Below are 24,144 nucleotides of genomic sequence, written 5' to 3' on the forward strand. Positions count from 1 at the left end.
CCCGCGCGGCCGGATCTGTGGACAGCCGACGCTCCTGTGGACAACTCCCGGCTGGCGGCCGCTTGTGATATGCGCCGTGTTAAGAAGGGGCCCCTGCTCTACCGGAGACGTTAAGAAGGGGCCCTTCCTTACACTTGGGCGGTGACCACGATGACGGCTCCCGTGCTGCGCCCGCTGACGATCGGGCGGCACGAGGTGTGGCCGCCGGTCGTGCTCGCGCCGATGGCCGGCATCACCAACGTCGGGTTCCGCCAGCTCTGCCGGGAGCAGGGTGGCGGCATCTACGTCTGCGAGATGATCACCACGGTGGCCCTGGTCGAGCGCAACCCGAAGACGCTGCGCATGATCGCCTTCGGGGAGGACGAGTCGCCCCGCAGCCTCCAGCTCTACGGCACCGACCCGGAGATCACCGCCGCCGCCGTGCGGATCGTCGTCGAGAAGGACCTCGCCGACCACATCGACCTCAACTTCGGCTGCCCGGTTCCCAAGGTCACCCGCAAGGGTGGCGGCTCAGCGCTGCCGTGGCGCCGCCGGCTCTTCGCCCGCCTCGTCAAGGCCGCGGTGGACGCCGCGTCGCCCGCGGGGGTGCCGGTCACGGTCAAGATGCGCAAGGGCATCGACGACGGCCATCTGACGTACGTCGAGGCCGGCCTCGCCGCCCAGGACGCGGGCGTCGCGGCGGTGGCCCTGCACGGGCGTACGGCGGCGCAGCGCTATTCGGGCACCGCCGACTGGGACGCGATCGCCACGCTCAAGGCGGCCCTCGACGTGCCGGTGCTCGGCAACGGTGACATCTGGGAGGCCGACGACGCGCTGCGGATGGTGGCCCACACCGGCGTCGACGGGGTGGTCGTGGGCCGGGGCTGCCTCGGCCGCCCGTGGCTCTTCGCCGACCTGGAGGCCGCGTTCAACGGGTCGCCCGAGCGCCGGCTGCCGACGCTGGGCGAGGTCGCGGCGACGATGCGGCGGCACGCGGAGTTGCTGGTCGAGCAGTTCACCGCCGGCGCCCGCGACGCCGCCCGGGGCGAGCGGGACGGCTGCACGGATTTCCGCAAGCACGTCGCCTGGTACCTGAAGGGGTTTCCGGTCGGCAGCGAGCTGCGCCGGTCGCTCGCCATGATCGAGAGCCTGGCCCAGCTCGACGACCTGCTCGGCAAGCTCGACCCGGCCGTGCCGTTCCCGGTGGAGACGCTCGGCCAGCCGCGCGGGCGCACCAACTCCCCGGGCAAGGTCTTCCTGCCGGACGGCTGGCTGGCCAGCCGCGACGACGACACCGTCCCCGAGGGCGCCGAACTGGACGACTCCGGCGGCTGACTCCGGCTCGCCTGCCTCGGACGGCGCTTGGCGGCGGCAACTTCGGGGACGTTGTCCCCTCGCTCCGCGCCGAGGCAGCAACTTCCCCGAAAATGTCGGCTGCCTCGCGAAGGGGGCGAGACGACGAAGGGCCGGCCCCCGGTGGGGGCCGGCCCTGTCGTGACGCCGGTGTGTCAGGAGGTGCTGTAGCCGCGGGTGGCGATCCAGTCGGCCAGGGCCTCGGTGGTCATCCAGTACGAGGCGGTGTCCGGGTTGGCCGAGTCGGCGATCTTCACCTGCTTGGCGCCGTCCCGGTAGCCCACCACGCTGATGTAGTGGCCGCCCTCGAAGGAGTGCAGCCCGCCCTCGGTGTCGGTCGCGGTGCCGGCGATGTTCGCCACCACGGCGCGGCCCTCGTCGACGGTGCGCTTGACGTCCTTGCGCAGCTTGTTGGTCTGCTTCTCGTCGGCCCGACCCTCGGAGATCTCGACGCTGCGGTAGACGTCGTCACCGGTCTCGTCGTTCAGCACCGGGGTGATGTCGTGGATGGAGTCGGTGCCGGCCTCGGTGGTGCCCATCCGCTCGGCCATGGCGTCCACGTCGACGGCCTTGCCCTGCACGGACAGGGCGTTCCGGGTGGCGGCCGGGCCGCAGTAGTAGAAGTTCGGCTGAGCCTGGTAGTCGACGGCCAGCTCGCGGTCGCCCTTGAGCTCGCCCATGAAGTCGCCGGTGCGCTCGGCCTGGGTGGCGGCCGGCTTGTCGTCGGCGTACGCGGTGGGGATCACACCGGTGATCACGCCACCGGTCACCGCGAGACCGGCGGCGGCCAGGGCGGCCTTGCGGGTACGCAGGAAATCGGTACGCATGATGATCGAAGCCTTTCGCTCGGGGGTGACGCGCGGCGGGCAAGGGGATGCACGTCGCCGGCGTGCTCACGGAGCCCGGTGTCACACTCGGGCCGTACGCCCGGCTGGGGGATGCCGCTCGGGCGTCCGAAGATGTAACCGTCCGGGGGCGCGGACCATTCCGGCCGGTGGGGCCGGGGCGCGGCACCGGTAGGGCGCGGCGGCCCTGGTCACGGTATGTACAACAGCCCTGGCGGCCCGCCGATTCCGGCCCTGGTGTGGCCCCGGCCACCGGACAGCCTGGCCGATTCCGGTCATTCGGTCACGGCGGGATCGTGGAAGGAAACGGCCCCCGGAGGGCTGACACCTGAGAACGGCGCGCCGATTCAGGCGATTGGGGTCCGGGTGCCGGTCTGGGCGGGGATGTGTGCGGTGACCGGTTCGTCCGTGGGCCACGGGATCTCCGGTGCCCGGTGGTAGGCGATGCCGGCCGCCGCCCACCGCCGGCCGTGCCCGGCCAGCCGCTCGCGGAACGCCGTCCAGTCGTGCGTGGCGCGCGGCGACCAGCCCAGCTCGGCCACGGCGGGCAGCCGGGGCAGGAGCATGAACTCGATCTCCGCCAGCGAGGTGACCGACTCGGTCCAGAGCGGGGCCTCGACGCCGAGGACCGCCTCCGCCGGCACGCCGGCCACGTGCGTCCCCGGATCCCAGTCGTACGCCCGACGCACGTCGATCAGGCCCGCCCAGTCGTGCCCGATCGGGGTGTCCGGGGCGTACTTCATGTCCAGGTACGCGTGGTTACCGGGGGAGAGGATCAGCCGGGCGCCGCGGCGTACGGCGTCGGCGGTCACCGGGTCCGCGCCGTCGGTGCCCCACCACTGGAGGACCCGCCCGTCGGTGTGCGCCGCCGGGGCGAGCTGGTGCCAGCCCACCACGGTCTTGCCGAGGTCCGCCACGATGCGCTGCACCCGCTCGACGAATCCGGTGTACGCCGTCCCCTTGACCTTGAAGGCCTCGTCCCCGCCCACGTGCAGGAACGGGCCGGGGGTGCGGGCGGCGACCTCGCCGAGCACGTCGGTGACGAAGTCGTACGTCCGCTCGTTGGCCGGGTCGACGTAGCTGAAGCCGACCTCGGTGCCGGTGTACGGCGGCGGCGCGACCCCGTCCGGTGCGAGCTCCGGGTACGCGGTCAGCGCGGAGTTGGTGTGCCCTGGCAGGTCGATCTCCGGGACGACGGTGATGTGCCGTTCGGCCGCGTACGCGACGATGCGCCGGTAGTCGGCCGCCGTGTACCACCCGCCGGGGGCGTCGCCGACCGCCGTCGCCCCGCCGACCGTCGCCAGTCGGGGCCAGGAGTCGACGGCGATCCGCCAGCCCTGGTCGTCGGTGAGGTGCAGGTGCAGGTGGTTGAGCTTGTACCGGGCCAGGTGGTCGATCACCCGCAGCACGTCGTCCACGCCGAAGAAGTGCCGGGCGACGTCGAGCATCGCGCCCCGGTACGCGAACCGGGGCCGGTCGGTGATCGACCCGCCGGGCACCACCCAGCGCTCCGCAACCGGGGTCGGGTTCTCGATGGCCGCCGGGAGGAGCTGCCGGAGGGTCTGTACGCCGTGCAGCAGCCCGGCCGGGGTGGCGGCGCCGATGCGTACCCCGGCCGGTGTCACGTCCAGGCGGTAGCCCTCGGGGCCGAGAACCGGGTCGTCGTCGAGCGCCAGCGCGATGCCGCCGGCCGGCTCCGGGCGGGCCGCGTCGGTGACCGGCAGCGGGTAGCCCGTGGCGGGGCGCAGCAGCGCGGCCAGTTGCTCTCCGACGGCCAGCGCGGCGGGGTCGGTGCTGACCCGGACCGCCGCCTCGGGGAGGAGAACGAAGTCCGCCGCCGGGTCGGGCGTGACCTGCTCGGGGGCCGGAACGACGTCGCCGAGCCGGACCGGCGACGGCGGGGCCAGCAGGTCCCCGGCCGTGCGGGCGGCCGCCCGGGCCAGCTCCGGCGCCGCCGGCGCCCGGTCGGCCAGGACGGGCGGCGCGGGGTCGGCGTGGCGGGCGGGCTCGCCGGCGCGCCGCGGCGCGGTCCCGGCGTCCAGCGGGTCCGGGGCGGCGGTGGGGGCGGATGACACGACGACGGCTCCGAGGGGTGTATTCGCGGCTGTTATGGCAAAGGTGACCTTCACCGGGATGCGGTGACGTCAAGAGTACGGGGAGCCGGCGATTGCGTGATCCTGCGCATGGAAGCGTTCCCAAAAAACGCCACGAACGCGGATGGTCGTGATAGCTGTGCCTATTGTCACCGAACGGTCCCAGGCCACTCGATGTTCGCTTAACCTTCGCCCACCGATCGGCATGTACCCCGGGATTACCGGTGGTCGGCTCCGGGGTATGTGGCAGCTGAACCTTCGTTAAGTGTCAATTCCGGCGCGCGTGGGAGGCTCTGGTGGCAGCGCAAGAGACGGTCGATCACAAGTACGTCTACGACTTCGCCGAGGGCAACAAGGATCAGAAGGACCTGCTCGGGGGCAAGGGCGCCAACCTGGCCGAGATGACCAACCTCGGCCTGCCCGTACCGCCGGGCTTCACGATCACCACCGAGGCGTGCAAGGCGTACCTCGCCACCGGTGAGCAGCCCGCCGGGTTGGCCGACCAGATCAGCGCCCGCGTCGGGGCGCTGGAGGCGGCGATGGGCCGGAAGCTCGGCGACCCGGAGGACCCGCTGCTGGTCTCCGTGCGCTCCGGCGCCAAGTTCTCGATGCCCGGCATGATGGAGACCGTCCTCAACGTCGGCCTCAACGACCGCAGCGTCGTCGGCCTCTCCGCGCAGGCCGGCGGCAACGACCGCTTCGCGTGGGACTCGTACCGCCGCCTGATCCAGATGTTCGGCAAGACCGTCTGCGACGTGCCGGGCGAGGAGTTCGAGCACGCGCTCGACGACGCCAAGCGCGCCAAGGGCACCACCAACGACCTCGACCTGGACGCCGGCGACCTGCGCGGCCTGGTCGACGCGTACAAGAAGATCTTCAGCAAGCACACCGGCCGGGAGTTCCCCCAGGACCCGCGCGAGCAGCTCGACCTCGCGATCAAGGCGGTCTTCGAGTCGTGGAACGCGGAGCGGGCGGTGATCTACCGCCGCCAGGAGCGCATCCCCGCCGACCTCGGCACCGCCGTCAACGTGGTCGCGATGGTCTTCGGGAACCTCGGATCGGACTCCGGCACCGGTGTCGCCTTCACCCGCGACCCCGCCAGCGGCGCGCAGGGCATCTACGGCGACTACCTCGCGAACGCGCAGGGCGAGGACGTGGTGGCCGGCATCCGCAACACCGTGCCGCTGCAGGAGCTGGAGCGGATCGACAAGAAGTCGTACGACGAGCTGCTCGACTACATGGCCCGCCTCGAGGGGCACTACAAGGACCTCTGCGACATCGAGTTCACCATCGAGCGCGGCAAGCTGTGGATGCTCCAGACCCGGGTCGGCAAGCGCACCGCCGCGGCGGCGTTCGTCATCGCCGGGCAACTCGTCGACGAGGGCCTCATCGACCTCGACGAGGCGCTGCACCGGGTCAACGGCGCCCAGCTCGCGCAGCTGATGTTCCCGCGTTTCAAGCTCGACCACGAGTTCCAGCCGGTCGCCAAGGGCATCGGCGCCTCCCCGGGCGCCGCCGTCGGCAAGGTCGTCTTCACCTCCGCCCGGGCGGTGGAGCTGGCCGGCGAGGGCGAGCAGGTAATCCTGGTCCGCCGGGAGACCAACCCCGACGACCTCAACGGCATGATCGCCGCGCAGGGCATCCTCACCTCCCGGGGCGGCAAGACCAGCCACGCCGCGGTGGTCGCCCGCGGCATGGGCAAGACCTGCGTCTCCGGCGCCGACGAGCTGGACATCGACATCCCGGGGCGGACGTTCACCGTCGCCGGGCAGACCGTCCGCGAGGGCGACGTCGTCTCCATCGACGGCACCACCGGCAAGGTCTACCTCGGCGAGGTGCCGGTCATGCCGTCCGAGGTGGTGCAGTACTTCGAGGGCGAGCTGGACCCGGAGCAGACCGACGACGCGCTGGTCAAGGCCGTACACCGGATCATGACGCACGCGGACGCCCGGCGGCGGCTGCTGGTACGCACGAACGCCGACACCGGAGCGGACGCCGCGCGGGCGCGGCGCTTCGGCGCCGAGGGCATCGGGCTGTGCCGCACCGAGCACATGTTCCTCGGCGAGCGGCGGGAGCTGGTCGAGAAGCTGATCCTGGCCCGCACCGACGACGAGCGGGACTCCGCGCTCGCCGCGCTGCTGCCGTTGCAGCGGGCCGACTTCGAGGAGATCTTCCGCGAGATGGACGGCCTGCCGGTCACCGTCCGGCTGATCGACCCGCCGCTGCACGAGTTCCTGCCGCCGCTGGAGCAGCTCGCGGTGAACGTCGCCGTCGCCCAGGAGCGGGGCGAGGACGTGGCGAAGGAGGAGGCGCTGCTCGCGGCCGTGCGGCGGATGCACGAGGAGAACCCGATGCTGGGCCTGCGCGGCGTCCGCCTCGGCCTGGTCATCCCCGGTCTCTTCGCCATGCAGGTCCGGGCGATCGCGGAGGCCGCGGTCACCGTCACCCGCGCCGGCGCGGTGGCCAAGCCGGAGATCATGGTCCCGCTGGTCGGCGCGGTGCAGGAGCTGGAGACGGTACGCGCCGAAGCTGAGAAGATCATCGCCGAGGTGGTCGGGGACAGCGGCGTCGAGGTGCTGATCGGCACGATGATCGAGGTGCCCCGGGCGGCGCTGACCGCCGGCCAGATCGCCGAGGCGGCGCAGTTCTTCTCGTTCGGCACCAACGACCTGACCCAGATGGCCTGGGGCTTCTCCCGGGACGACGTCGAGGGCGCGTTCTTCTGGCGGTACCTGGAGCTGGGCATCTTCGGCATCTCGCCGTTCGAGTCGATCGACCGCGAGGGCGTGGGCCGGCTGGTGCGCATCGCCGCCGAGGAGGGGCGTGCGGCGCGGCCCGGGTTGAAGCTCGGCGTCTGCGGCGAGCACGGCGGCGACCCCGAGTCGGTGCACTTCTTCCACGAGGTGGGGCTCGACTACGTCTCGTGCTCGCCGTTCCGGGTGCCGGTCGCCCGGCTGGAGGCGGGTCGCGCGGCGGTGGAGACCACCGGCTCCGACAGCCGCTGACGGACGTACGACGCGATGGCGGGCCCGGCGCGGGCCCGCCATCGGCGCGTCAGCGGATCGGCGGTCGGCTCCAGGTGTGGTGCGTCGTGCGGCGCGGCAGCGTCGTCCTCGCCGGACGGTGCGCGAGTGGGGCGTGCGCGTCGGGCGTCGCCGCGCGGGGCCGTGCGTCCAGCGCCGAACCGGCCCGGTGCGCCACCTTTCGGGCCTCGGCGTGCAGCCCCTCCAGGTCGTCGGTGGTGTCGGCGATGAGCGTGAGCAGCGCGTCGCGCCCGGCCGGGTACGTCACGACGGTGCCGCCCGCCGTGCGGACCAGCGCCTCCTGGAACGCGCCACGCCGCACCGTGGTCGCCACCCGGCTGGCCACTCCGAAGCCGGCCGCCGCGAGCGCCGCCAGGTGGGTGGCCTCCGTCCCGGGAAGGTCGCTGCCGATGACCAGTCCGTCGGTCCCCGCGAGCACGGCGCCGGCCACCTCCGGCCGGCGGCGCCGCAACCGGAGCAGTTCGGTACCCACCATCGTGTCCACGTCCACGAGAGTCTCCCCCGTCGTCGGATTGGCTGGTTGGTGACGTTCCGCGTCGGGAACGTTACCGGCCGCCCGCCGTCGCCCGCGATCCCGTAACCCTCGGCGATCGGTCGGCAACTCCCGACTGAACGGGGGTTGCGACGCCGGCCGACGCCGGTCGCCCGGCGCGCCGGGCGATGCCCTCCGGCGTAACCTGTCGGGATGAGCAGCGCCTGGGAGAGCCTCACCGTCGATGCGCGTGACCCGTTCCGACTGGCCCGTTGGTGGGCCGAGGCGCTGGGCTACCAGGTGGTCACGGAGAAGCCGGACGAGGTGGAGATCCGGCAGGCGCCCGACCGGTTGCCCGGCATCGTGTTCGTCGCGGTGACGGGGAGCAAGGAGGGCAAGAACCGGCTCCACGTCGACCTGCGTCCGGACGACCAGGAGGCGGAGGTCGAGCGGCTGGTGGACATGGGTGCCCGGCACGTCGACGTCGGCCAGGGCGACGTGGGGTGGACGGTGCTGGCCGACCCGGAGGGCAACGAGTTCTGCGTCCTGCGGCAGCGTGGGGGGTGACCGGCCCCGATCCGGACGAGCGGCGGTGGGTCGACGAGCCGCCGAAGGACACCGGGTACGGCCGCACGGCGTACGAGCGGGACCGCGCCCGGGTGCTGCACTCGGCGGCGTTCCGGCGGCTCGCCGCCAAGACGCAGGTGCACATGGCCGGCACCGACGACTTCCTGCGGACCCGGTTGACGCACTCGCTGGAGGTCGCCCAGATCGCCCGGGAGATGGGGGCGCGGCTCGGCTGCGACCCGGACGTGGTGGACGCCGCCGGGTTGGCGCACGACCTGGGGCACCCGCCGTTCGGGCACAACGGTGAGGACGCGTTGGACGGCCTGGCCGCACCGTGCGGCGGCTTCGAGGGCAACGCGCAGACGCTACGCGTCCTCACCCGCCTGGAAGCGAAGGTCATCGGCCCGGACGGCGCCTCCGCCGGGCTGAATCTCACCCGGGCCTCCCTCGACGCGGTGAGCAAGTACCCGTGGACCCGGCGTCCGGGCGAGCGCAAGTTCGGCGTGTACGCCGACGACCGGCCGGTCTTCGACTGGCTGCGGGCCGGCGTCCCGGACGCGCGCCGCTGCCTGGAGGCGCAGGTGATGGACTGGGCCGACGACGTCGCGTACTCGGTGCACGACGTCGAGGACGGCATCCACGGCGGGTACGTGACGCTGCGCCCGTTGCTGGCCGACGCGGACGAGCGGGCTGCGCTCTGCGCCGACGTGGCGGCCACGTACTCCGGCGAGTCCCCGGCCGACCTGGCGGAGGTGCTGGTCGACCTGCTCGCCGACCCGGTGCTCGCGCCGCTGGCCCACTACGACGGCAGTCACCGGGCGCAGGCCGCGCTGAAGGCCACCACCAGCGTGCTGACCGGCGGCTTCGTCTCCGCGGCGGTGGCCGCGACGCAGGCGCACTTCGGTTCCGGTCCGCACCGCCGCTACGCCGCCGACCTGGTCGTCCCCCGTGGGATCCGGGCGCGGTGCGCGCTGCTCAAGGGCATCGCGCTGCGGTACGTGATGCGCCGCCCCGGCTCCCGGGGCCGCTACGAGCGGCAGCGGCGGATCCTCACCGACCTGGTGGAGATCCTGACCGACCGGGCTCCGGACGCGCTGGACGTGGTCTTCGCGCCGCTGTGGCGGGTGGCCCCCGACGACGCGGCCCGGTTGCGCGTGGTGATCGACCAGGTCGCCTCGCTGACCGACCCGGCGGCCGTGGCCTGGCACGCCCGGCTGGCCGGCGAGGCGGCGGACGGGCGACCCGCGGTGGGCGGCCCGCGCAACTTAGGCTAGCCTAACCCGCATGACGGAGCGCCCGAAGAAGGTCACGTCCGCCCGGGTCGTCCGCACCGGGCGGCCGACCCCGCACCTGGTCCGGCTGGTGCTCGGCGGCGACGAACTGGCCGGCCTGCCGGTGGGCGAGTTCACCGACCACTACATCAAGATCCTCTTCCCGGTGCCCGGGGTCGCCTACCCCGAGCCGATGGACCTCGCGGCGATCCGTCGAGACCTGCCGCCCGCGCAGTGGCCCCGGCTGCGCGCGTACACCGTGCGGGCCTTCGACCCGGTCACCAACGAGCTGACCGTCGACGTCGTGCACCACGGCGACGAAGGACTCGCCGGCCCGTGGGCGGCCGCGCTACGCCCCGGCGACCCCGTGCAATTCGTCGGCCCCGGCGGCGCGTACGCCCCCAGCCCGGAGGCCGACTGGCACCTGCTGGTCGGTGACGAGAGCGCGCTGCCCGCCATCGCCGCCGCGCTGGAACGGCTGCCCGCCGGCGCGCCGGCCACCGTCCTCGTCGAGACCAGCGGCCCGGCCGAGGAGCAGCCCCTGCCCAGCCCTGGCGCGGTCGAGCTGACCTGGCTGCACCGCGGCGACCGGCCGGTGGGGGAGGCGCTCGTCGCGGCGGTCCGCGCGCTGGACTTCCCGCCCGGCGACGTGCACGCCTTCGTGCACGGTGAGGCGACCTTCGTCAAGGAGCTGCGCCGGCTGCTGCGCGTCGAGCGCGGCATCCCCCGCGAGTGGCTGTCCATCTCCGGCTACTGGCGTCGCGGCCTGGACGACGAGGGCTGGCGGGCCAGCAAGCCGGACTGGAACCGCCAGGTCGAGGTCGAGGAGTCGGCCGCCCTCGCCGCCTGACGCCGCGTCGCCCGGCCCGCCCTCGTCAGGAACCCGGGGGAGGCGCGGCCGTCGGTCGATATCGACCGCGCGTCGCTCGCCCGACCCGCAGTATGGGCAGGGGGTGACCATGGGCGAGCAGGTGGGGCAACGGCCCGTCACCGGGAGCCCGGACCGCCTGGTGCTGGCTCTCGGCGTCGGTGGTGTCCTGGCGGTCGTGGCCTGGGGCGTACTGGCCAGGGAGTCGCTGGCCGGCGTCGGCGCGTCCGGGCTGGCCTGGGTCATCGACACGTTCGGCTGGTTCTTCGTCGTCGCGGCGGACGCCTTCCTGGTGCTCGCCGTGGTGCTGGCACTGTCCCGGTTCGGCGCGATCCGGCTGGGCGGCGACTCGGACCAGCCCGAATTCAGCACGCTGGCCTGGGTCGCCATGATGTTCAGCGCCGGCATGGGCATCGGGCTGGTCTTTTTCGCGGTCGCCGAGCCGATCCAGCACTACGCGACCCCGCCGCCGGCCACCGGTGTCGAACCGGAGACCGGTGCCGCCGCCTCCGCCGCCATGCAGTTCACCCTGTTCCACTGGACGTTGCACCCGTGGGCGATCTACGCGGTGGTGGCGCTCGCCCTGGCGTACTCGACGTTCCGGAAGGGCCGGGAGAACCGGATCTCGGCGGCGTTCCGGCCGGTGCTCGGCGCGCACGCGGACGGCACGGCGGGCCGGATCATCGACCTGCTGGCCGTCTTCGCCACGGTCTTCGGCTCCGCGACCAGCCTCGGCCTCGGCGCTCTCCAGGTGGCCGCCGGCCTGGACCTGGTCGCCGGGGTGCCCGACACCACCACGGTGGAGCTGGTGGTGATCGGCTCGCTGACGCTGGCCTTCGTCATCTCGGCCTTCTCCGGGCTGCACCGGGGCATCAAGTGGCTGTCCACCACCAACGTGGTGCTGGCGGTGGCGCTGATGCTGTTCGTGTTCGTGGTCGGCCCGACGATCTACACCCTGGAGGTGCTGCCCGCCTCGATCGGGGACTACCTCGACAACCTGATCTTCATGTCGACCCGGACGGGCGCCTTCTCCGACCCGTCCTGGCTGGGCTCCTGGACGATCTTCTACTGGGCGTGGTGGATCTCGTGGGCCCCGTTCGTCGGCACCTTCATCGCCCGGATCTCCCGTGGGCGTACGGTGCGCCAGTTCCTGGTCGGCGTGCTGCTGGTGCCGAGCGGGGCGAGCGCGCTCTGGTTCGCGGTGCTGGGCGGCAGCGCGCTGCGGGTGCAGGCCACCGGCACCCGTGACCTGGTCGCCGACGCCGCCGCCGGCACCGAGCAGGCGCTGTTCGGGTTGCTCGACGCGCTGCCGCTGGCGGCGCTGACCAGCGTGCTGGCCATGGTGCTGGTGGCGCTGTACTTCGTCACCAGCGCGGACTCGGCCTCGCTGGTGCTCGGGTCGCTCACCTCCGGGGGAGCGTTGCGCCCGCACCGGGTCCTCGTGGTCACCTGGGGGGTGTTGATCGGCGCGACCGCGGCGGTGCTGCTGCTGGTCGGTGGCCTGAGCGCCCTGCAACAGGCGACGATCATGGTTGCCCTGCCGTTCGTGGTGGTGATGCTCGGCCTCGCCGTGTCGCTGGTGAAGGAGATGTCAGAGGACCCGGCGATCCGCCCGGTGGCCCCTACCAGGCGGTACGGGCTGGCCGCGGCGATCCGGGCCGCCCGGTCGTACGAGGAGGAGGACCCGCCGCCGGTCCGGCGCTACCTCCGCCGCCGGCCGCGCTGACCGCGCCCGGCGCCCGGCGCCGGCGTGACGCCGACCGCGCCCGCCGCCCGGCGCCGGCGGGACGCCGACCGTGGCGGACCACAGCGGTGGTCGCCACACGCGGTGTCCCCCGGCGACGGATCGTCGGTCGGGCAGGGCAGGATGTACGGCGAGGAGGTGGCGGCCAATGGCGGGGCGGATCCGGGACGAGGACATCGCGCTGGTCCGCGAGCGCACCTCGATCGCCGACGTCATCTCCGAGACGGTCACCCTCCGGTCCGCCGGCGGCGGCAACCTGAAGGGTCTCTGCCCCTTCCACGACGAGAAGAGCCCGTCGTTCAACGTCTCGCCCGCTCGCAACGTCTGGTACTGCTTCGGCTGCGGTGCCGGCGGCGACGCCATCAAGTTCCTGATGGACGCCGAGCACCTCAGCTTCGTCGAAGCCGTCGAGCGCCTCGCCGCGCGCGCCGGCCTCCAACTGCGGTACGTCGAGAGCGACAACTCGGCGCCGCGCGCGCGCCCGCAGCAGGGGCAGAAGCAGCGGCTGGTCGCCGCCCACGCCGCCGCCGTCGAGTTCTACCAGGCCCAGCTCACCACGCCCGGCGCCCGCCCGGCCCGCGAGTTCCTGGCCCGGCGCGGCTTCGACCGGGCCGCCGCCGAGCGGTACGCCTGCGGCTTCGCCCCCGACGGGTGGGACCTGCTGACCAAGCACCTGCGCCAGCGCGGCTTCACTCACGACGAACTGGTCACCGCCGGGCTGTCCCGGCCGGCGCGCTCCGGCAGCCTGATCGACCGCTTCCGTCGCCGGCTGCTCTGGCCGATCCGCGATTTGACCGGTGACGTCATCGGTTTCGGCGCGCGCAAGCTCTTCGACGACGACGACGGCCCGAAGTACCTGAACACCCCCGAGACGCCGATCTACAAGAAGTCGCACGTCCTCTACGGCATCGACCAGGCCAAACGGGAGATCGCCAAGCAGGGCAAGGTGGTCGTGGTCGAGGGCTACACCGACGTGATGGCCTGCCACCTCGCCGGCGTGCCGACCGCCGTGGCGACCTGCGGCACCGCGTTCGGCGCCGACCACATCGGGGTGCTGCGCCGGCTGCTGCTCGACACCGACGCGGTGGCCGGGGAGATCATCTTCACGTTCGACGGTGACGCGGCCGGCCAGAAGGCGGCGCTGCGCGCGTTCGACGACGACCAGCGCTTCGTCGGGCGTACCTTCATCGCCGTCAGCCCCGACAACATGGACCCGTGCGACCTGCGCCTGGCCAAGGGCGACCTCGCGGTCCGCGACCTGGTCGCGCGCCGCGAGCCGCTGGTCGACTTCGCGCTGCGCCATGTGATCAGCCGGTACGACCTCGACACCGTCGACGGCCGGGTGGAGGCGATGCGCCGGGCGGCGCCGCTCGTCGCCAAGATCAAGGACCGGGAGAAGCGCCCGGAGTACGTCCGCAAGCTCGCCGGTGACCTCGGCATGGAGATCGAGCCGGTGCAGCGGGCCGTGCTGGCGGCCGGACACGCCCCGCCGCCGGGACGGGGCGACGGCGCGCCGCCGCGTTCCGCCCCCGCCGAGCCGAGCGTGGACAGCCCGCGGTCGATGGTCGAGCGGGAGGCGTTGAAGCTCGCCCTCCAGGTGCCGGTGCTCGCCGGGCCGATGTTCGACGCGGTCGAGGCCCCGGAGTACCGGCACCCCGTGCACGTGGCGGTCCGGGCGGCGGTCGCCGCGGCCGGCGGTGCGGCGGCGGCCACCGGCGGCGCGGTGTGGATCGAGTCGGTCCGGGACGCCTGCGACGACCTCGCCGGCAAGGCGCTCGTCGGCGAGCTGGCCGTCGAGCCGCTGCGCATCGACGGCGAGCCGGATCCGCGCTACGTGTCGGTCACCATGGCTCGCCTCCAGTGGGGCTCGGTCACCGGCCGGATCCGGGACCTGAAGTCGAAGATCCAACGGATCAACCCGGTGAGCAACAAGGACGAGTACTTCGCCGCCTTCGGCGAGCTGCTGTCGCTGGAGCAGCACGCCCGGGCGCTGCGCGAGCAGGCCGCGGGAGGGCTGTAGGTGGCACTCTCCGCAGGAGGGCGTTAGATGGCACTGTTCCGTCGCCGGCCGAAGCTGCCGCCGGCCGACCGTCCGCCGCTCGGCCCCGACGAGCGCGTGCTGGCCTGGGCCGCCGCCGGCAACGGGGAGGGCGACGGGGTGCTGGTCGCCACCAACCTCGGGCTCTGGCTGCCGGGCCGGGGGCACCGCCTCGGGTGGCACGACATCCTCAAGGCGGTCTGGTCCGGCCGGGAGCTGACCGTCACCCCCGCCGAACGCGTCGCCGAACGCGACGGCTACCTGGTGGTGGCCGACTGTCCCGCCGAGACGTACCTGCTGCTCGACCCCGGGGACCTGCCGCACCAGGTGCGGGCCCGGGTCACCCGTTCGGTGGCGTACACCGAGGCCCACCCGGTGCCCGGCGGAGCGGGCCGGATCGCCGCCCGCCGGGTGCCCGGAGTCGACGGTCTGACCTGGACGGTCCGCTTCGAGCCCGGCACCCCGGCCGACGACCCGGAGGTGCTGGCCGAGACCGACCGCCTGGTCGCCGCCGCCCGGGCCGCGACGACGCCCCGGGACGCCTGACCGGACGGGGCGCCGCCCCCGGGCTCTGGCCCATAGGATCAGGCATGATCACAGTCGGCAAGCTCGACCAGCGCGACCGCATCCACTGGGAAGAGCATTTCCGCGGCTATCTTGACTTCTACGAGCGTTCCCTGACCGCCGAGGAGATCGATCGCGCCTGGGCAGCCTTCGCCGACGACACCAGAGTGCACGCCCTCGGCGCGAAGATCGATGGCCGCCTCGTCGGCATCACCCACTTCCTTGCGCACGCCAACACCGCGGCACCACCCGGTCGAGACTGGTGCTACCTCCAGGACCTGTTCACGGCACCGGACGCTCGTGGCCAGGGCGTGGCACGTGCCCTCATCGCGGCGGTCGTCGAGTGGGCGCGCGCCCGGGACTGCAGCCGGGTCTACTGGACCACCCACGAGTCCAACGCCACGGCGCGCCGACTGTACGACGAGGTTGCACTGAATCGAGGCTTCATCGTGTATCAGATCAGCTTCTGACAACGGCACCCTCACCGTCGGAGCCGGGACGCACGATCGAATACGCGGGAGCGGCATGTGGCTCGGCGTGTCGGGTCGGTGTGGCGTATCCGATCATGGTTTGCCGGTAACTCGGTGGGGAGTGTCGGACCGGGTCGCTAGGGTCGGTGCGTGACCACGGCACAACCACTCATCCAGGCACGGGGGCTGGTGAAGCGGTTCGGCGACTTCACCGCCGTCGACGGCATCGACGTGGAGGTCCGCGCCGGCGAGGCGTTCGGCTTCCTCGGGCCCAACGGCGCCGGCAAGTCGTCCACCATGCGGATGATCGGCTGCATCTCGCCGCCCAGCGGCGGGGAGCTGCGCATCCTCGGCATGGATCCGGTGCGCGACGGGCCGGCCATCCGGGCCCGCCTCGGCGTCTGCCCCCAGCTCGACAACCTCGATCCCGAGCTGACCGTCCGGGAGAACCTGACCACCTACGCGCGCTACTTCGGCATCCCGCGCCGGGTGGCCCGGGCGCGCGCCGGTGAGCTGCTCGACTTCGTGCAGCTCGCCGAGCGGGCCGACAGCAAGGTCGAGCCGCTCTCCGGCGGCATGAAGCGGCGGCTCACCATCGCCCGGGCGCTGGTCAACGAGCCGGAGATCGTGCTGCTGGACGAGCCGACCACCGGCCTCGACCCACAGGCCCGTCACCTGGTGTGGGAGCGGCTGTTCCGGCTCAAGCAGCAGGGCGTCACGCTGGTGCTGACCACGCACTACATGGACGAGGCCGAGCAGCTCTGCGACCGCCTGGTCGTCATGGACGGCGGGCGGATCGTCGCCGAGGGGTCGCCCCGCGCGCTCATCGAGCAGCACTCCACCCGGGAGGTGGTCGAGCTGCGCTTCCCGGCGGAGTCCCAGGAGGCGTTCGCCGGCAAGCTCGACGGGCTGGGGGAGCGGGTCGAGGTGCTGCCCGACCGGATCCTGCTCTACGTCGCCGACGGCGACGCCGCCGTGGCCGAGGTGGCCGCGCTCGGCCTGCACCCGGTCAACGTGCTGGTCCGCCGCAGCAGCCTGGAGGACGTCTTCCTGCACCTCACCGGCCGCACCCTGGTGGACTGAGGGGTTAGGAAGGGCCCCTTGTTAACGCCTGGCGTTGTACAAGGGACCCTTCCTAACACTGCCCGGTCAGCCGGTGAGGAGCAGTCCGAGGCCGGCCAGCAGGGCGACACCGAACAGCGCGGCCAGGGTCACGGCGTGGCGGCGGGCACCCGGACCGCCGACGAGCCGCAGGGCGAGGGCGAGCGGGCCGATGGGTTGCATGGCGTGTGATTCCTTCCGGTAGACGACGGCGATCCGTGCGGCGGCGACGGTGGTCCCCACCGCGAGGCGCAGGGGTGACAGGCCGAGTTCGGCGGCTCCCTGCACGTCGGCCCGCCACTGTTCGAGGTGGCGGGCGCGGTGCGGGCCGGGCAGCAGCGCGGCGGCACAGCGGACCAGGGCGAGCGCGACGGCCAGCCGATCCATCAGGCCTCCCGGGGCCGGATGGGCCGGATGGACCGGACCGGGGCGGCCCGCGCGTCCGCCCGGGCGCACACCCGTTGCGCTTCCCGGGCACCGTCGGCGGTCAGTTCGTACATGCGTCGTCGGGGTCCGCGCCGATCCGTCTCCTCCCAGGAGGACGTGACCCAACCGTGCCGCTCCAGGCGCTCCAACAGTGGGTAGACGCTGCCGGACGGACGCCCGGTCACCTTGATGATCTCCAGGCCCCAGCGTGGCCGCCCGCCGTCGAGCAGGACGCGCAGCACGTCGACGGTGGCGCCACCGATCCGTCCGAGCGGCTCCATGCGCTTACCCTACCTATGTAGATTAAGGCTGTCCAGATCTGTCGGGGCCGCCGTCGCTCCGGGCGCGGGCCCAGGTCAGGAAGCGGTCGTGCAGGTTCACCGGTGCTGCTGTGCCGCTCAGGTCGGCCAGGTCGGTCATGGCCTCGGCCAGCAGCGTGCCGAGGTAGATCAGCAGCCCGGTCCGGTTCTCGCGGTACTCGCCGAGCAGCGCCAGCCGGGCCGGTGAGCACGGCCAGGCGGCGCCGCACACCCGGCACCGCCAGGACGGGCGCGCCGCGACGTGCGGGCGGTACCGCGGCATCAGCGCGGGCCCTCCGGCCCGCCCGGCCACCGGCCACCGTCCGCCCGCCACTCCTGCGCCCGGGTCAGCCGCCCTGGGCAGCCCGGTCGGTTGACGGGGAAGACCCGTGTCGGGGCGGCCGCCCACGCGGGGCGGGCCGCGGCGTCGGTGGGGACGATCTCCGTCGGGGCGGTCGTGCTACGGGCGCGGTCGGTGGGGGCCGCCTCGGACGGGGCGGTAGCCCCTCGGGGAGGGGCGTGGTCGCCGGTCGGGGCGGTGATCCCTGCGGAACGGGCCGGGGCGTCGGTGGGAGCCCGGCCGGTGGAGGCGGTCGCCCGGGTCGGGCGCTCGTCCGGCGTACGCCGGGGGAGCGGTGGCGTCGGGAGCGGGGTGGGCGGTGCCGGGCGCGGGCAGCGCCAGAACCTGAGTCGCATGGAGCCCTCCGTCGAGGTGGGAGGGGAGCGCCCCGGAGCTGTCGGGCCGGGGCGCTCCCGGCCTGGTTCCGCCCGCCGTCCGATCCCGTGAGCGGTTCCGCTGCGTGACAGTCTGTTGGCGACGCGACTACGGTGGGAGGTCCCGCGCGCCGACGACCAGCGCGTACGGCGGCCGACCCCAGGCGGTCCGAAGATGTACGGAGGCTGTCCGTGGAACGCTCGTCCATGCTGGACCACTTCGCCGAGGAGTTGCGGCTGGCCCGCGCCACGAGCGGCATGTCCCAGACCGCGCTCGCCGAGGCGCTGAGCTACTCGGGCGCGCTGGTGGCCAAGGTGGAGACCTGCGAGCGCCGGCCGAGCTTGGACTTCGCCCGCCGGTGCGACACGGTGTTCGGGGCGGACGGGCGGTTCGAACGCATCCAGCGGCGGATCAGCCGGGAGACCGTGGTGCCGTGGTTCCGCGACTGGGCCGGCATCGAACAGGAGGCGACGGCCCTGCGCTCGTTCGAACCGCTCTACGTGCCGGGCCTGTTGCAGACCGAGGCATATGCCCGTGCTATCCATGCTGGCGGCGGGCTGTTTGCGTCGGACGAGATCGAGCAGCAGGTGGCGACCCGGCTCGACCGACAGGCGGCATTGATCCGCGACCGGCCACCGCTGCTCATGGTGGTCGTCGATGAGCACGTGCTGCGCCGCCGGATAGATGTTCCGGAGTTGATGCGCGAACAGTTGCTTCACCTGGTGAAGCTCGGCAACACGCTGCCCCGGGTCCGAATCCAGGTCGTGCCGCTCTCCGCCGGGGCCTACGCTGGGCTTGGCGGCCCCTTCGTGATCGCCACCTTGCCGACCGGAGAAGACGTTGTCTACGTGGAGGGACAGCTCCACGGGCAGGTGATCGACCGTCCGGAGTACGTGCGGCAGATGGTCGACGTGTGGGAGTCGATCCGAAGTGAGGCACTATCGCAGCAGCAGTCCCTCGATCTGATAGCGGAAGTGGCGGAGACATGGACCTGACCGGTGCCCGATGGCGCAAGAGCAGCCGCAGTAACGGCCAAGGCGGCAACTGCGTGGAGGTCGCCGACAACCTCCCCGGCCTGGTGGCCGTACGCGATTCGAAGGACCGGGGCGGGCCGGTGCTGGCCTTCGGTCCGGACGCCTGGCGCGCGTTCGTCGCCCACGCTCCCGAGCGCCCGTAACGGCCCGTTGCCCGACGACAGCGCGCACCGCGACGTCCCGCCGGGCGTTCTGGTCGGCAGCCTGTGGTGGAGAGGGAGGGCGTGAACCGGCGTCGGCGTGAGCCCCGGCCGCGGGAGCAGGTGATCGGCCGGCACTTCGCTGACCCGGGCCGGCCGCCGGACGGCGCCAGCACGGCCGGGTAGACCTGCTACCGCCCCGGGCCGAACAGCGGATCGCCGGTGGGCGGCCTCAGGCCGGCGCTCGCGACGGCGGCCTCGAGGCGCGAAAGCCGGGCCTTGATCTGCTCGAGCTCGGCGGACAGCGCGTCCGCGCCGGCCCCGGACGCCGCGCCCCCAACGCCGAGCTGGGTGCGCAGGGATGCCACCTCCTCCGTCAGCGCGGTGATGGTGCGTTCGACGGCGTCGAGGAAGGTGTCGACCTCCTCCTCGTCGTACCCCCGCTTGCCCAGCGGGGGCTTCTTGAACGCGACGTTGTGGACGTCGGCCGGCGTGAGGTTGGGCAAGGCACTCTCCGGGGTGCTCGGTGGAGCCAGATGGTACGTCAGCCGCGCTCGCCGCTCGCCGCTCGCCGCTCGCCGCTCGCCGCTCGCCGCTCGCCGCTCGCCGCTCGCCGCTCGCGGTGAGCGGAGGCGCGGGCGTCCGAGCCGGCCGCTGTGCGGGGTTCGTCGCGCGTGAGCGCCCGCCGTTAAGAAGGGGCCCTTGCTCTACCGCAGGCGTTAATAGGGGGCCCTTCCTTACCCCGGGGCCGTAGGGTGGCCGCGGCCTGTCGTACCGCTGCGGTAGGAAGGCCGGGTGGACGGGGAGCGGAGTGGCATGACACAACTGGCGCGGGAGCGGGCCCGGCCGGCCCTGCCGCGGGTGCCGGCGCTGGCGGTGCTCGCGCACTACCTGGTGGGTTACCGGCGCACCTGGCGGGCGGGCGTGTTCTCGTCGTTCCTGCTGCCCGCGCTGACCGTGCTCGGGTTCGGGGTGGGCGTCGGGGCGTACATCGACCAGGGCGTCGGCGGCGTCTCCTACCTGGAGTGGATCGTCGGTGGCCTGCTCGCCTCGACGGCGATGCAGGTGGCGATCGGCGAGTCGACCTGGCCGGTGTTCAGCAACTTCCAGTGGGTCAAGCTCTACTCGGCGCAGAGCGCGGCGCCGCTGCGGGTCGGTGACATCCTCGCCGGTCACCTGGCGTTCGTGCTGTTCCGGGTGCTCACCTCGATCGTGGCGTTCCTCCTGGTGACCGGGCTGCTGGGGGCGCTCCGGTCGCCGTGGGCGGTGCTGGCGCTGCCGGTGGCGGCGCTGCTCGGCCTGGCGGTCGCGGCACCCACGTTCGCGTACGCGGCGGCGGTCGACACGGACAGTTGGCTGGCGATGCTGTTCCGGTTCGCGGTGATCCCGATGACGCTCTTCGCCGGGGTGTTCTTCCCGGTCGAGTCGCTGCCGCTGGGGCTGCGCTGGCTCGCGTACGCGACGCCACTGTGGCACGCCGTCGACCTGAGCCGGGCGGCGACCCTCGGCGTCGCTCCGCAGTGGTCGGTCCTCGGCCACCTGCTCTACCTGACCGCCTGGGCGGTCGGCGGCTGGCTGCTGGCCCGCCGCACCTTCGGCCGCAAGCTCGTCGTCTAGGAAGGGGTGTCATGGTAGGTCTGGTCCTGCCCCGGCTGGTCGACGTCTCCGCCGCCTCGCGGCGGTCGGCCTCGGTGACCGAGCGCAACGTCGCGGCCCTCAAGTCCGTCTACTGGCTGCTGCTGGTCTCCGGTTTCGTCGAGCCGCTGCTCTACCTGCTCTCGATCGGCGTCGGCGTGGGCGCGCTGGTCGGCGACCTCACCCTGCCCGGTGGCGCGGTCGTCACGTACGCGGCGTTCGTCGCGCCGGCCATGCTCGCCTCGTCGGCGATGACGGGTGCGCTCGCGGAGACCACGTTCAACTTCTTCGGCAAGATGAAGTACATGAAGCTGTACGACGGGGTGATCGCCACCCCGGTGCAGCCGTTCGAGATCGCCCTCGGCGAGTTGGCGTGGGCGATGCTGCGGGGCAGCGCGTACTCGGCCGCGTTCCTGGCCGTGATGGCCGTGATGGACCTGACCAGCGTCAGCCGCGCCCTGGCGGCCTTCCCGGCGGCGGTGCTGGTCGGGTTCGCGTTCGGCGCGCTCGGCATGGCGATCTCCACGTTCATGCGCAGCTGGCAGGACTTCGACCTGATGGGCTCGGCGCAGTTCGTCCTGTTCCTGTTCTCCGGCACGTTCGTTCCCGCCGAGGCGTACCCGGCGGTGCTGCGCTGGCTGGTCGAGGTGACCCCGCTCTACCGGGCCGTGCACCTGATCCGGGGCGTCACCGTCGGCACGGCGGGCTGGGGCTGGCTGCTCGACATCCTCTACCTGCTGCTGGTCCTGGCGCTCGGCCTGCTGGTCGCTTCGCGCCGGATGGGCAGGTTGCTCTACAGGTAGGTGGTTAACCCCTGCCGCCGCCGGGGCATGTCGGAGGAGCACCATTGCCGACGTGAGGGGGAGGGGCGATGGCCTCCGATGAGTCTTCTGCCCGGAACGGGCGTGAGTTCCGGGACCGGCCGGTCGGCCCGGACGACGGGCCGCAGAGCCCGACGGAGCTCCCCGGCGCCGGCTGGAAGGCGGCGCTGAAGCGCACCGTCCGCGAGTTCCAGGACGACAGCCTGATCGACTGGGCGGCGGCGCTCACCTACTACGGGGTCCTGTCCATCTTCCCCGGCCTCCTGGTGCTGATCTCGCTCCTCGGCCTGCTCGGGCCTCGGGCCACCGAGGGGGTGCGGGAAACCGTCAACCAGGCGGTGCCGCAGCAGAACATCCAGGACATCATCGACGCCGCGATCCGACAGGCCCAGGGAAGCGGCGGGCTGGCGAGCATCGGCGCGATCGTCGGTCTGCTGGCCGCGTTCTGGTCGGCCTCCGGCTACATCGCCGCGTTCATGCGGGCGTCGAACACCATCTACGACGTGCCGGAGGGCCGGCCGATCTGGCAGACCCTGCCGATCCGGGTCGGCGTGACCGCGGTGATCGGCGTACTGCTGCTGGCCAGCGCCCTGATCGTGGTGTTCACCGGCGGTCTCGCCGAGGCGGTCGGGAACGCCGTGGGGCTCGGTGACACGGCGGTGACGGTCTGGAACATCGCCAAGTGGCCGGTGCTGCTGGTGCTGGTCAGCCTGATGTTCGCGATCCTCTACTGGGCCTCACCCAACGCGCGGCACGGCGGCTTCCGCTGGGTCAGCCCGGGTGGCGTGCTGGCCGTGGTGATCTGGCTGGTGATCTCCGGCCTCTTCGCGCTCTACGTCAGCAACTTCGGCTCGTACAACAAGACGTACGGCGCGCTCGCCGGTGTGATCATCTTCCTGATCTGGCTGTGGCTCAGCAACATCGCCATCCTGCTCGGCGCCGAGTTCGACGCGGAACTGGAGCGCAGCCGCGCCATCTCGGCGGGCCACTCGGCCGACGAGGAGCCGTACGTCGAGTTGCGGGACGACCGCAAGCTTCGCAAGAAGCGCAACGCCGGCCGGCGCTGAGCCGACCCGCCGCTGCCACGCCCCGCCGTCCGCCCGGACGGCGGGGCGTTCCCGTGTCCGCCACCACGGGCACCCCCGTGAGGGTGGCAGGTCGCAACTTCGGGGGAAGTGCTGCCTCCGGGCCTCGGGAGGCAGCACTTTCCCCGAAGTTGCCGCCACGCTCTCTCGTCGCGGGTGGGAGGCCCAGGATCGCCCAGGCGGGAAGGGGGATCTTTTCTTGATCCACTTATAGCTTTTGTTCGTATGGACAGAAGTTGGAAACAAAATGGCTGAAGCTCTGGACAGGCGGCGCGGAAGGCTCCTACTGTGTCGGACACGACACATCGACATTGCACCGATGTGAACGACACCGACGAAGAGGTGAGTCCCGTGCGGACCGTCGATCCCCTGCACGTGCGACTGCTGCGGCTGCTCCGGGACGAGGGGGCGGTGTCCCGGGCCGAGCTGGCGGACCGCCTCCAGATGCCGCGCCCGAGGCTGCTGGCCGAGCTGGAGCGCCTCGTCGGCCTCGGCTACGTCGCCGAGGCCGGCCTCGCGGCCTCCCGGGGCGGCCGGCGCTCCACCCTCGTCGAGCTGAGCCCGCACCTGCGCTTCGCCGCCGTCGACCTGGGCGCCAGCTCGATCGACGTCGAGGTGGTCAACGGCCGGCTGGAGCCGGTGGCCGCGTACGCGGAGCCGGCCGACATCCGCAACGGTCCCAAGGTGACGCTCCAGCGGGTCAACGAGCTGCTGCACAAGGCGCGCGTGGACGGGGCGTACGAGCGGCTCGACGCGGTCGGCGTCGGTGTGCCAGGGCCGGTGAGCTTCCGCGACGGCGTCCCGGTCTCACCCCCGATCATGCCGGGCTGGGACCGCTTCCCGGTGCGGGAGCTGCTCACCCGGGAGCACGGCTGCCCGGCGGTGGTCGACAACGACGTCAACATCATGGCGATCGGGGAGCGGCACGGCGGGGTGGCCCACTCGGTCGACGACTTCCTGTTCGTCAAGATCGGCACCGGGATCGGGTGCGGGATCTACCTCAGCGGCGAGGTCTACCGGGGCACCGACGGCTGCGCCGGGGACATCGGCCACATCCAGGTCGACTCCCACGGTCCGATGTGCTCCTGCGGCAACGTCGGCTGCCTGGAGGCGCTGTTCAGCGGCGCGGCCCTGGCCAAGGACGCGGCGGCGGCCGCGCGCAGCGGCGCGTCACCGGCCCTCGCCGAACGGCTCGCCGCCCGGGGCGCCGTCACCGCCGTGGACGTCGCCGAGGGCGCCGTCGAGGGCGACGTCACCTGCATCCAGCTCATCCGCGACGGCGGCCGGCGGGTCGGTGGGGTCCTGGCCGGGCTGGTCAGCTTCACCAACCCGTCGATGATCGTGATCGGCGGTGGGCTGGCGCAACTCGGCCACATCCTGCTCGCCGAGATCCGCAGCGTGGTGTACCGCCGGTCGCTGCCGCTGGCCACCGGCAACCTCCCGGTCGTCCTGTCCGAGCTGGGATCGCGGGCCGGCGTCACGGGCGCCGCGGTCCTCGCCAGCGACCTGGCCTTCCTGGAGGCGTCATGAGGGGGCGAAGGACCGGCCGGCAGCGACGCCGGGTGCCGGCACCAGTGACC

The 24,144-nt window shown here is 72.7% G+C and carries 22 protein-coding genes and 2 pseudogenes; 16 read left to right on the top strand and 8 right to left on the bottom strand.

The annotated features are described in order from the left end of the window. Positions 1-150: 150 nt before the first annotated feature. Positions 151-1,314 (top strand): tRNA dihydrouridine synthase DusB, encoded by a 1,164-nt coding sequence (dusB, locus tag GKC29_RS11215; RefSeq protein WP_155334087.1) that lies wholly within the window; start codon positions 151-153, stop codon positions 1,312-1,314. 173 nt (positions 1,315-1,487) lie between these two features. On the opposite strand, the gene GKC29_RS11220 is transcribed toward dusB, so the two are convergent. After that, positions 1,488-2,159 carry a C39 family peptidase gene (locus tag GKC29_RS11220; protein WP_155330761.1) on the bottom strand — a complete coding sequence of 224 codons (672 nt, stop codon included), beginning with the start codon at positions 2,157-2,159 and terminating at the stop codon, positions 1,488-1,490. A 365-nt stretch (positions 2,160-2,524) separates the two neighbouring features. Then, on the bottom strand, positions 2,525-4,252 hold the full coding sequence (locus GKC29_RS11225) for a beta-N-acetylhexosaminidase (protein ID WP_155330762.1): 1,728 nt from the start codon (positions 4,250-4,252) through the stop codon (positions 2,525-2,527). Positions 4,253-4,566: 314 nt separating this feature from the next. Here GKC29_RS11225 and ppdK point away from each other — a divergent pair, with 314 nt between their 5' ends. Continuing rightward, the gene (gene ppdK / locus GKC29_RS11230) at positions 4,567-7,275 is read left to right on the top strand and encodes a pyruvate, phosphate dikinase (RefSeq protein WP_155330763.1); all 2,709 of its coding nucleotides are present in this window, start codon (positions 4,567-4,569) and stop codon (positions 7,273-7,275) included. Between the two features lie 49 nt (positions 7,276-7,324). Here ppdK and GKC29_RS11235 read toward each other — a convergent pair whose 3' ends face one another. Beyond that, on the bottom strand, positions 7,325-7,804 hold the full coding sequence (locus tag GKC29_RS11235; protein ID WP_155330764.1) for a roadblock/LC7 domain-containing protein: 480 nt from the start codon (positions 7,802-7,804) through the stop codon (positions 7,325-7,327). A gap of 195 nt (positions 7,805-7,999) precedes the next feature. Here GKC29_RS11235 and GKC29_RS11240 point away from each other — a divergent pair, with 195 nt between their 5' ends. From GKC29_RS11240 to GKC29_RS11275, 8 genes and pseudogenes are all read left to right on the top strand, one after another. Continuing rightward, complete coding sequence (locus GKC29_RS11240) at positions 8,000-8,353, top strand: VOC family protein (RefSeq protein ID WP_155330765.1); 354 nt, start codon at positions 8,000-8,002, stop codon at positions 8,351-8,353. Further along, positions 8,350-9,627: a deoxyguanosinetriphosphate triphosphohydrolase gene (locus GKC29_RS11245; RefSeq protein ID WP_155330766.1), complete on the top strand. Its 1,278-nt coding sequence runs from the start codon at positions 8,350-8,352 to the stop codon at positions 9,625-9,627. The genes GKC29_RS11240 and GKC29_RS11245 overlap by 4 nt, the downstream gene beginning before the upstream one ends. A gap of 10 nt (positions 9,628-9,637) precedes the next feature. Next, complete coding sequence (locus GKC29_RS11250) at positions 9,638-10,474, top strand: siderophore-interacting protein (protein WP_155330767.1); 837 nt, start codon at positions 9,638-9,640, stop codon at positions 10,472-10,474. A 109-nt stretch (positions 10,475-10,583) separates the two neighbouring features. Continuing rightward, positions 10,584-12,218 carry a BCCT family transporter gene (locus GKC29_RS11255; RefSeq protein WP_155330768.1) on the top strand — a complete coding sequence of 545 codons (1,635 nt, stop codon included), beginning with the start codon at positions 10,584-10,586 and terminating at the stop codon, positions 12,216-12,218. Between the two features lie 141 nt (positions 12,219-12,359). Continuing rightward, a pseudogene (gene dnaG, locus GKC29_RS11260) lies at positions 12,360-14,256 on the top strand (DNA primase). Positions 14,257-14,283: 27 nt separating this feature from the next. Then, on the top strand, positions 14,284-14,820 hold the full coding sequence (locus GKC29_RS11265) for a hypothetical protein (RefSeq protein WP_155330770.1): 537 nt from the start codon (positions 14,284-14,286) through the stop codon (positions 14,818-14,820). Between the two features lie 44 nt (positions 14,821-14,864). After that, on the top strand, positions 14,865-15,308 hold the full coding sequence (locus GKC29_RS11270) for a GNAT family N-acetyltransferase (protein ID WP_155330771.1): 444 nt from the start codon (positions 14,865-14,867) through the stop codon (positions 15,306-15,308). A gap of 150 nt (positions 15,309-15,458) precedes the next feature. Then, positions 15,459-16,391, top strand: a complete 933-nt coding sequence (locus GKC29_RS11275; RefSeq protein ID WP_155330772.1) for an ABC transporter ATP-binding protein — start codon at positions 15,459-15,461, stop codon at positions 16,389-16,391. 66 nt (positions 16,392-16,457) lie between these two features. Here GKC29_RS11275 and GKC29_RS11280 read toward each other — a convergent pair whose 3' ends face one another. The 4 genes from GKC29_RS11280 to GKC29_RS11295 are packed head-to-tail and all read right to left on the bottom strand — an operon-like array spanning position 16,458 to position 17,830. Next, entirely contained in the window at positions 16,458-16,796 is a 339-nt protein-coding gene (locus tag GKC29_RS11280; protein WP_155330773.1) for a hypothetical protein, read from the bottom strand. Beyond that, the gene (locus GKC29_RS11285; protein ID WP_155330774.1) at positions 16,796-17,116 is read right to left on the bottom strand and encodes a PadR family transcriptional regulator; all 321 of its coding nucleotides are present in this window, start codon (positions 17,114-17,116) and stop codon (positions 16,796-16,798) included. Before GKC29_RS11285 ends, GKC29_RS11280 begins: the two co-directional genes overlap by 1 nt. A 22-nt stretch (positions 17,117-17,138) precedes the next feature. Continuing rightward, positions 17,139-17,417, bottom strand: coding sequence for a flavin reductase (locus GKC29_RS11290; RefSeq protein ID WP_155330775.1), 279 nt, complete (start codon positions 17,415-17,417; stop codon positions 17,139-17,141). Next, positions 17,417-17,830, bottom strand: coding sequence for a hypothetical protein (locus GKC29_RS11295; protein WP_155330776.1), 414 nt, complete (start codon positions 17,828-17,830; stop codon positions 17,417-17,419). Before GKC29_RS11295 ends, GKC29_RS11290 begins: the two co-directional genes overlap by 1 nt. A gap of 210 nt (positions 17,831-18,040) precedes the next feature. On the opposite strand from GKC29_RS11295, the gene GKC29_RS11300 reads away from it, so the two are divergent. Both GKC29_RS11300 and GKC29_RS11305 read left to right on the top strand, forming a co-directional pair. Next, complete coding sequence (locus GKC29_RS11300; protein ID WP_230688994.1) at positions 18,041-18,844, top strand: helix-turn-helix transcriptional regulator; 804 nt, start codon at positions 18,041-18,043, stop codon at positions 18,842-18,844. Continuing rightward, a complete protein-coding gene (locus GKC29_RS11305; RefSeq protein ID WP_155330777.1) occupies positions 18,835-19,026 on the top strand; it encodes a DUF397 domain-containing protein in 192 nt (63 codons plus the stop codon). The genes GKC29_RS11300 and GKC29_RS11305 overlap by 10 nt, the downstream gene beginning before the upstream one ends. A 236-nt stretch (positions 19,027-19,262) precedes the next feature. Here GKC29_RS11305 and GKC29_RS30330 read toward each other — a convergent pair. Further along, a pseudogene (locus GKC29_RS30330) lies at positions 19,263-19,529 on the bottom strand (DivIVA domain-containing protein); the annotation flags it as partial. Between the two features lie 310 nt (positions 19,530-19,839). Here GKC29_RS30330 and GKC29_RS11315 point away from each other — a divergent pair. The 4 genes from GKC29_RS11315 (at position 19,840) to GKC29_RS11330 (ending at position 24,094) form a co-directional block, all read left to right on the top strand. Next, a complete protein-coding gene (locus GKC29_RS11315; protein WP_155330779.1) occupies positions 19,840-20,640 on the top strand; it encodes an ABC transporter permease in 801 nt (266 codons plus the stop codon). Positions 20,641-20,651: 11 nt separating this feature from the next. Continuing rightward, positions 20,652-21,461: an ABC transporter permease gene (locus tag GKC29_RS11320; RefSeq protein ID WP_155330780.1), complete on the top strand. Its 810-nt coding sequence runs from the start codon at positions 20,652-20,654 to the stop codon at positions 21,459-21,461. 68 nt (positions 21,462-21,529) lie between these two features. Further along, positions 21,530-22,546 carry a YihY/virulence factor BrkB family protein gene (locus tag GKC29_RS11325; RefSeq protein ID WP_155330781.1) on the top strand — a complete coding sequence of 339 codons (1,017 nt, stop codon included), beginning with the start codon at positions 21,530-21,532 and terminating at the stop codon, positions 22,544-22,546. Positions 22,547-22,915: 369 nt separating this feature from the next. Then, complete coding sequence (locus GKC29_RS11330) at positions 22,916-24,094, top strand: ROK family protein (RefSeq protein ID WP_155330782.1); 1,179 nt, start codon at positions 22,916-22,918, stop codon at positions 24,092-24,094. Positions 24,095-24,144: the final 50 nt, after the last annotated feature.

Origin of the sequence: Micromonospora sp. WMMC415 (assembly GCF_009707425.1) — a bacterium.
Lineage (GTDB): Bacteria > Actinomycetota > Actinomycetes > Mycobacteriales > Micromonosporaceae > Micromonospora.

What these genes read in the sequence shown, in the direction of transcription:
- GKC29_RS11285 (WP_155330774.1), bottom strand. Translation starts at nt 17,116, where the DNA reads ATGGAGCCGCTCGGACGGATCGGTGGCGCCACCGTCGACGTGCTGCGC.
- GKC29_RS11265 (WP_155330770.1), top strand. Translation starts at nt 14,284, where the DNA reads ATGGCACTGTTCCGTCGCCGGCCGAAGCTGCCGCCGGCCGACCGTCCG.
- GKC29_RS11270 (WP_155330771.1), top strand. Translation starts at nt 14,865, where the DNA reads ATGATCACAGTCGGCAAGCTCGACCAGCGCGACCGCATCCACTGGGAA.
- GKC29_RS11305 (WP_155330777.1), top strand. Translation starts at nt 18,835, where the DNA reads ATGGACCTGACCGGTGCCCGATGGCGCAAGAGCAGCCGCAGTAACGGC.
- GKC29_RS11255 (WP_155330768.1), top strand. Translation starts at nt 10,584, where the DNA reads ATGGGCGAGCAGGTGGGGCAACGGCCCGTCACCGGGAGCCCGGACCGC.
- GKC29_RS11220 (WP_155330761.1), bottom strand. Translation starts at nt 2,159, where the DNA reads ATGCGTACCGATTTCCTGCGTACCCGCAAGGCCGCCCTGGCCGCCGCC.
- GKC29_RS11290 (WP_155330775.1), bottom strand. Translation starts at nt 17,417, where the DNA reads ATGCCGCGGTACCGCCCGCACGTCGCGGCGCGCCCGTCCTGGCGGTGC.
- GKC29_RS11315 (WP_155330779.1), top strand. Translation starts at nt 19,840, where the DNA reads ATGACACAACTGGCGCGGGAGCGGGCCCGGCCGGCCCTGCCGCGGGTG.
- GKC29_RS11325 (WP_155330781.1), top strand. Translation starts at nt 21,530, where the DNA reads ATGGCCTCCGATGAGTCTTCTGCCCGGAACGGGCGTGAGTTCCGGGAC.
- GKC29_RS11295 (WP_155330776.1), bottom strand. Translation starts at nt 17,830, where the DNA reads ATGCGACTCAGGTTCTGGCGCTGCCCGCGCCCGGCACCGCCCACCCCG.
- GKC29_RS11240 (WP_155330765.1), top strand. Translation starts at nt 8,000, where the DNA reads ATGAGCAGCGCCTGGGAGAGCCTCACCGTCGATGCGCGTGACCCGTTC.
- GKC29_RS11320 (WP_155330780.1), top strand. Translation starts at nt 20,652, where the DNA reads ATGGTAGGTCTGGTCCTGCCCCGGCTGGTCGACGTCTCCGCCGCCTCG.
- GKC29_RS11280 (WP_155330773.1), bottom strand. Translation starts at nt 16,796, where the DNA reads ATGGATCGGCTGGCCGTCGCGCTCGCCCTGGTCCGCTGTGCCGCCGCG.
- GKC29_RS11250 (WP_155330767.1), top strand. Translation starts at nt 9,638, where the DNA reads ATGACGGAGCGCCCGAAGAAGGTCACGTCCGCCCGGGTCGTCCGCACC.
- dusB (WP_155334087.1), top strand. Translation starts at nt 151, where the DNA reads ATGACGGCTCCCGTGCTGCGCCCGCTGACGATCGGGCGGCACGAGGTG.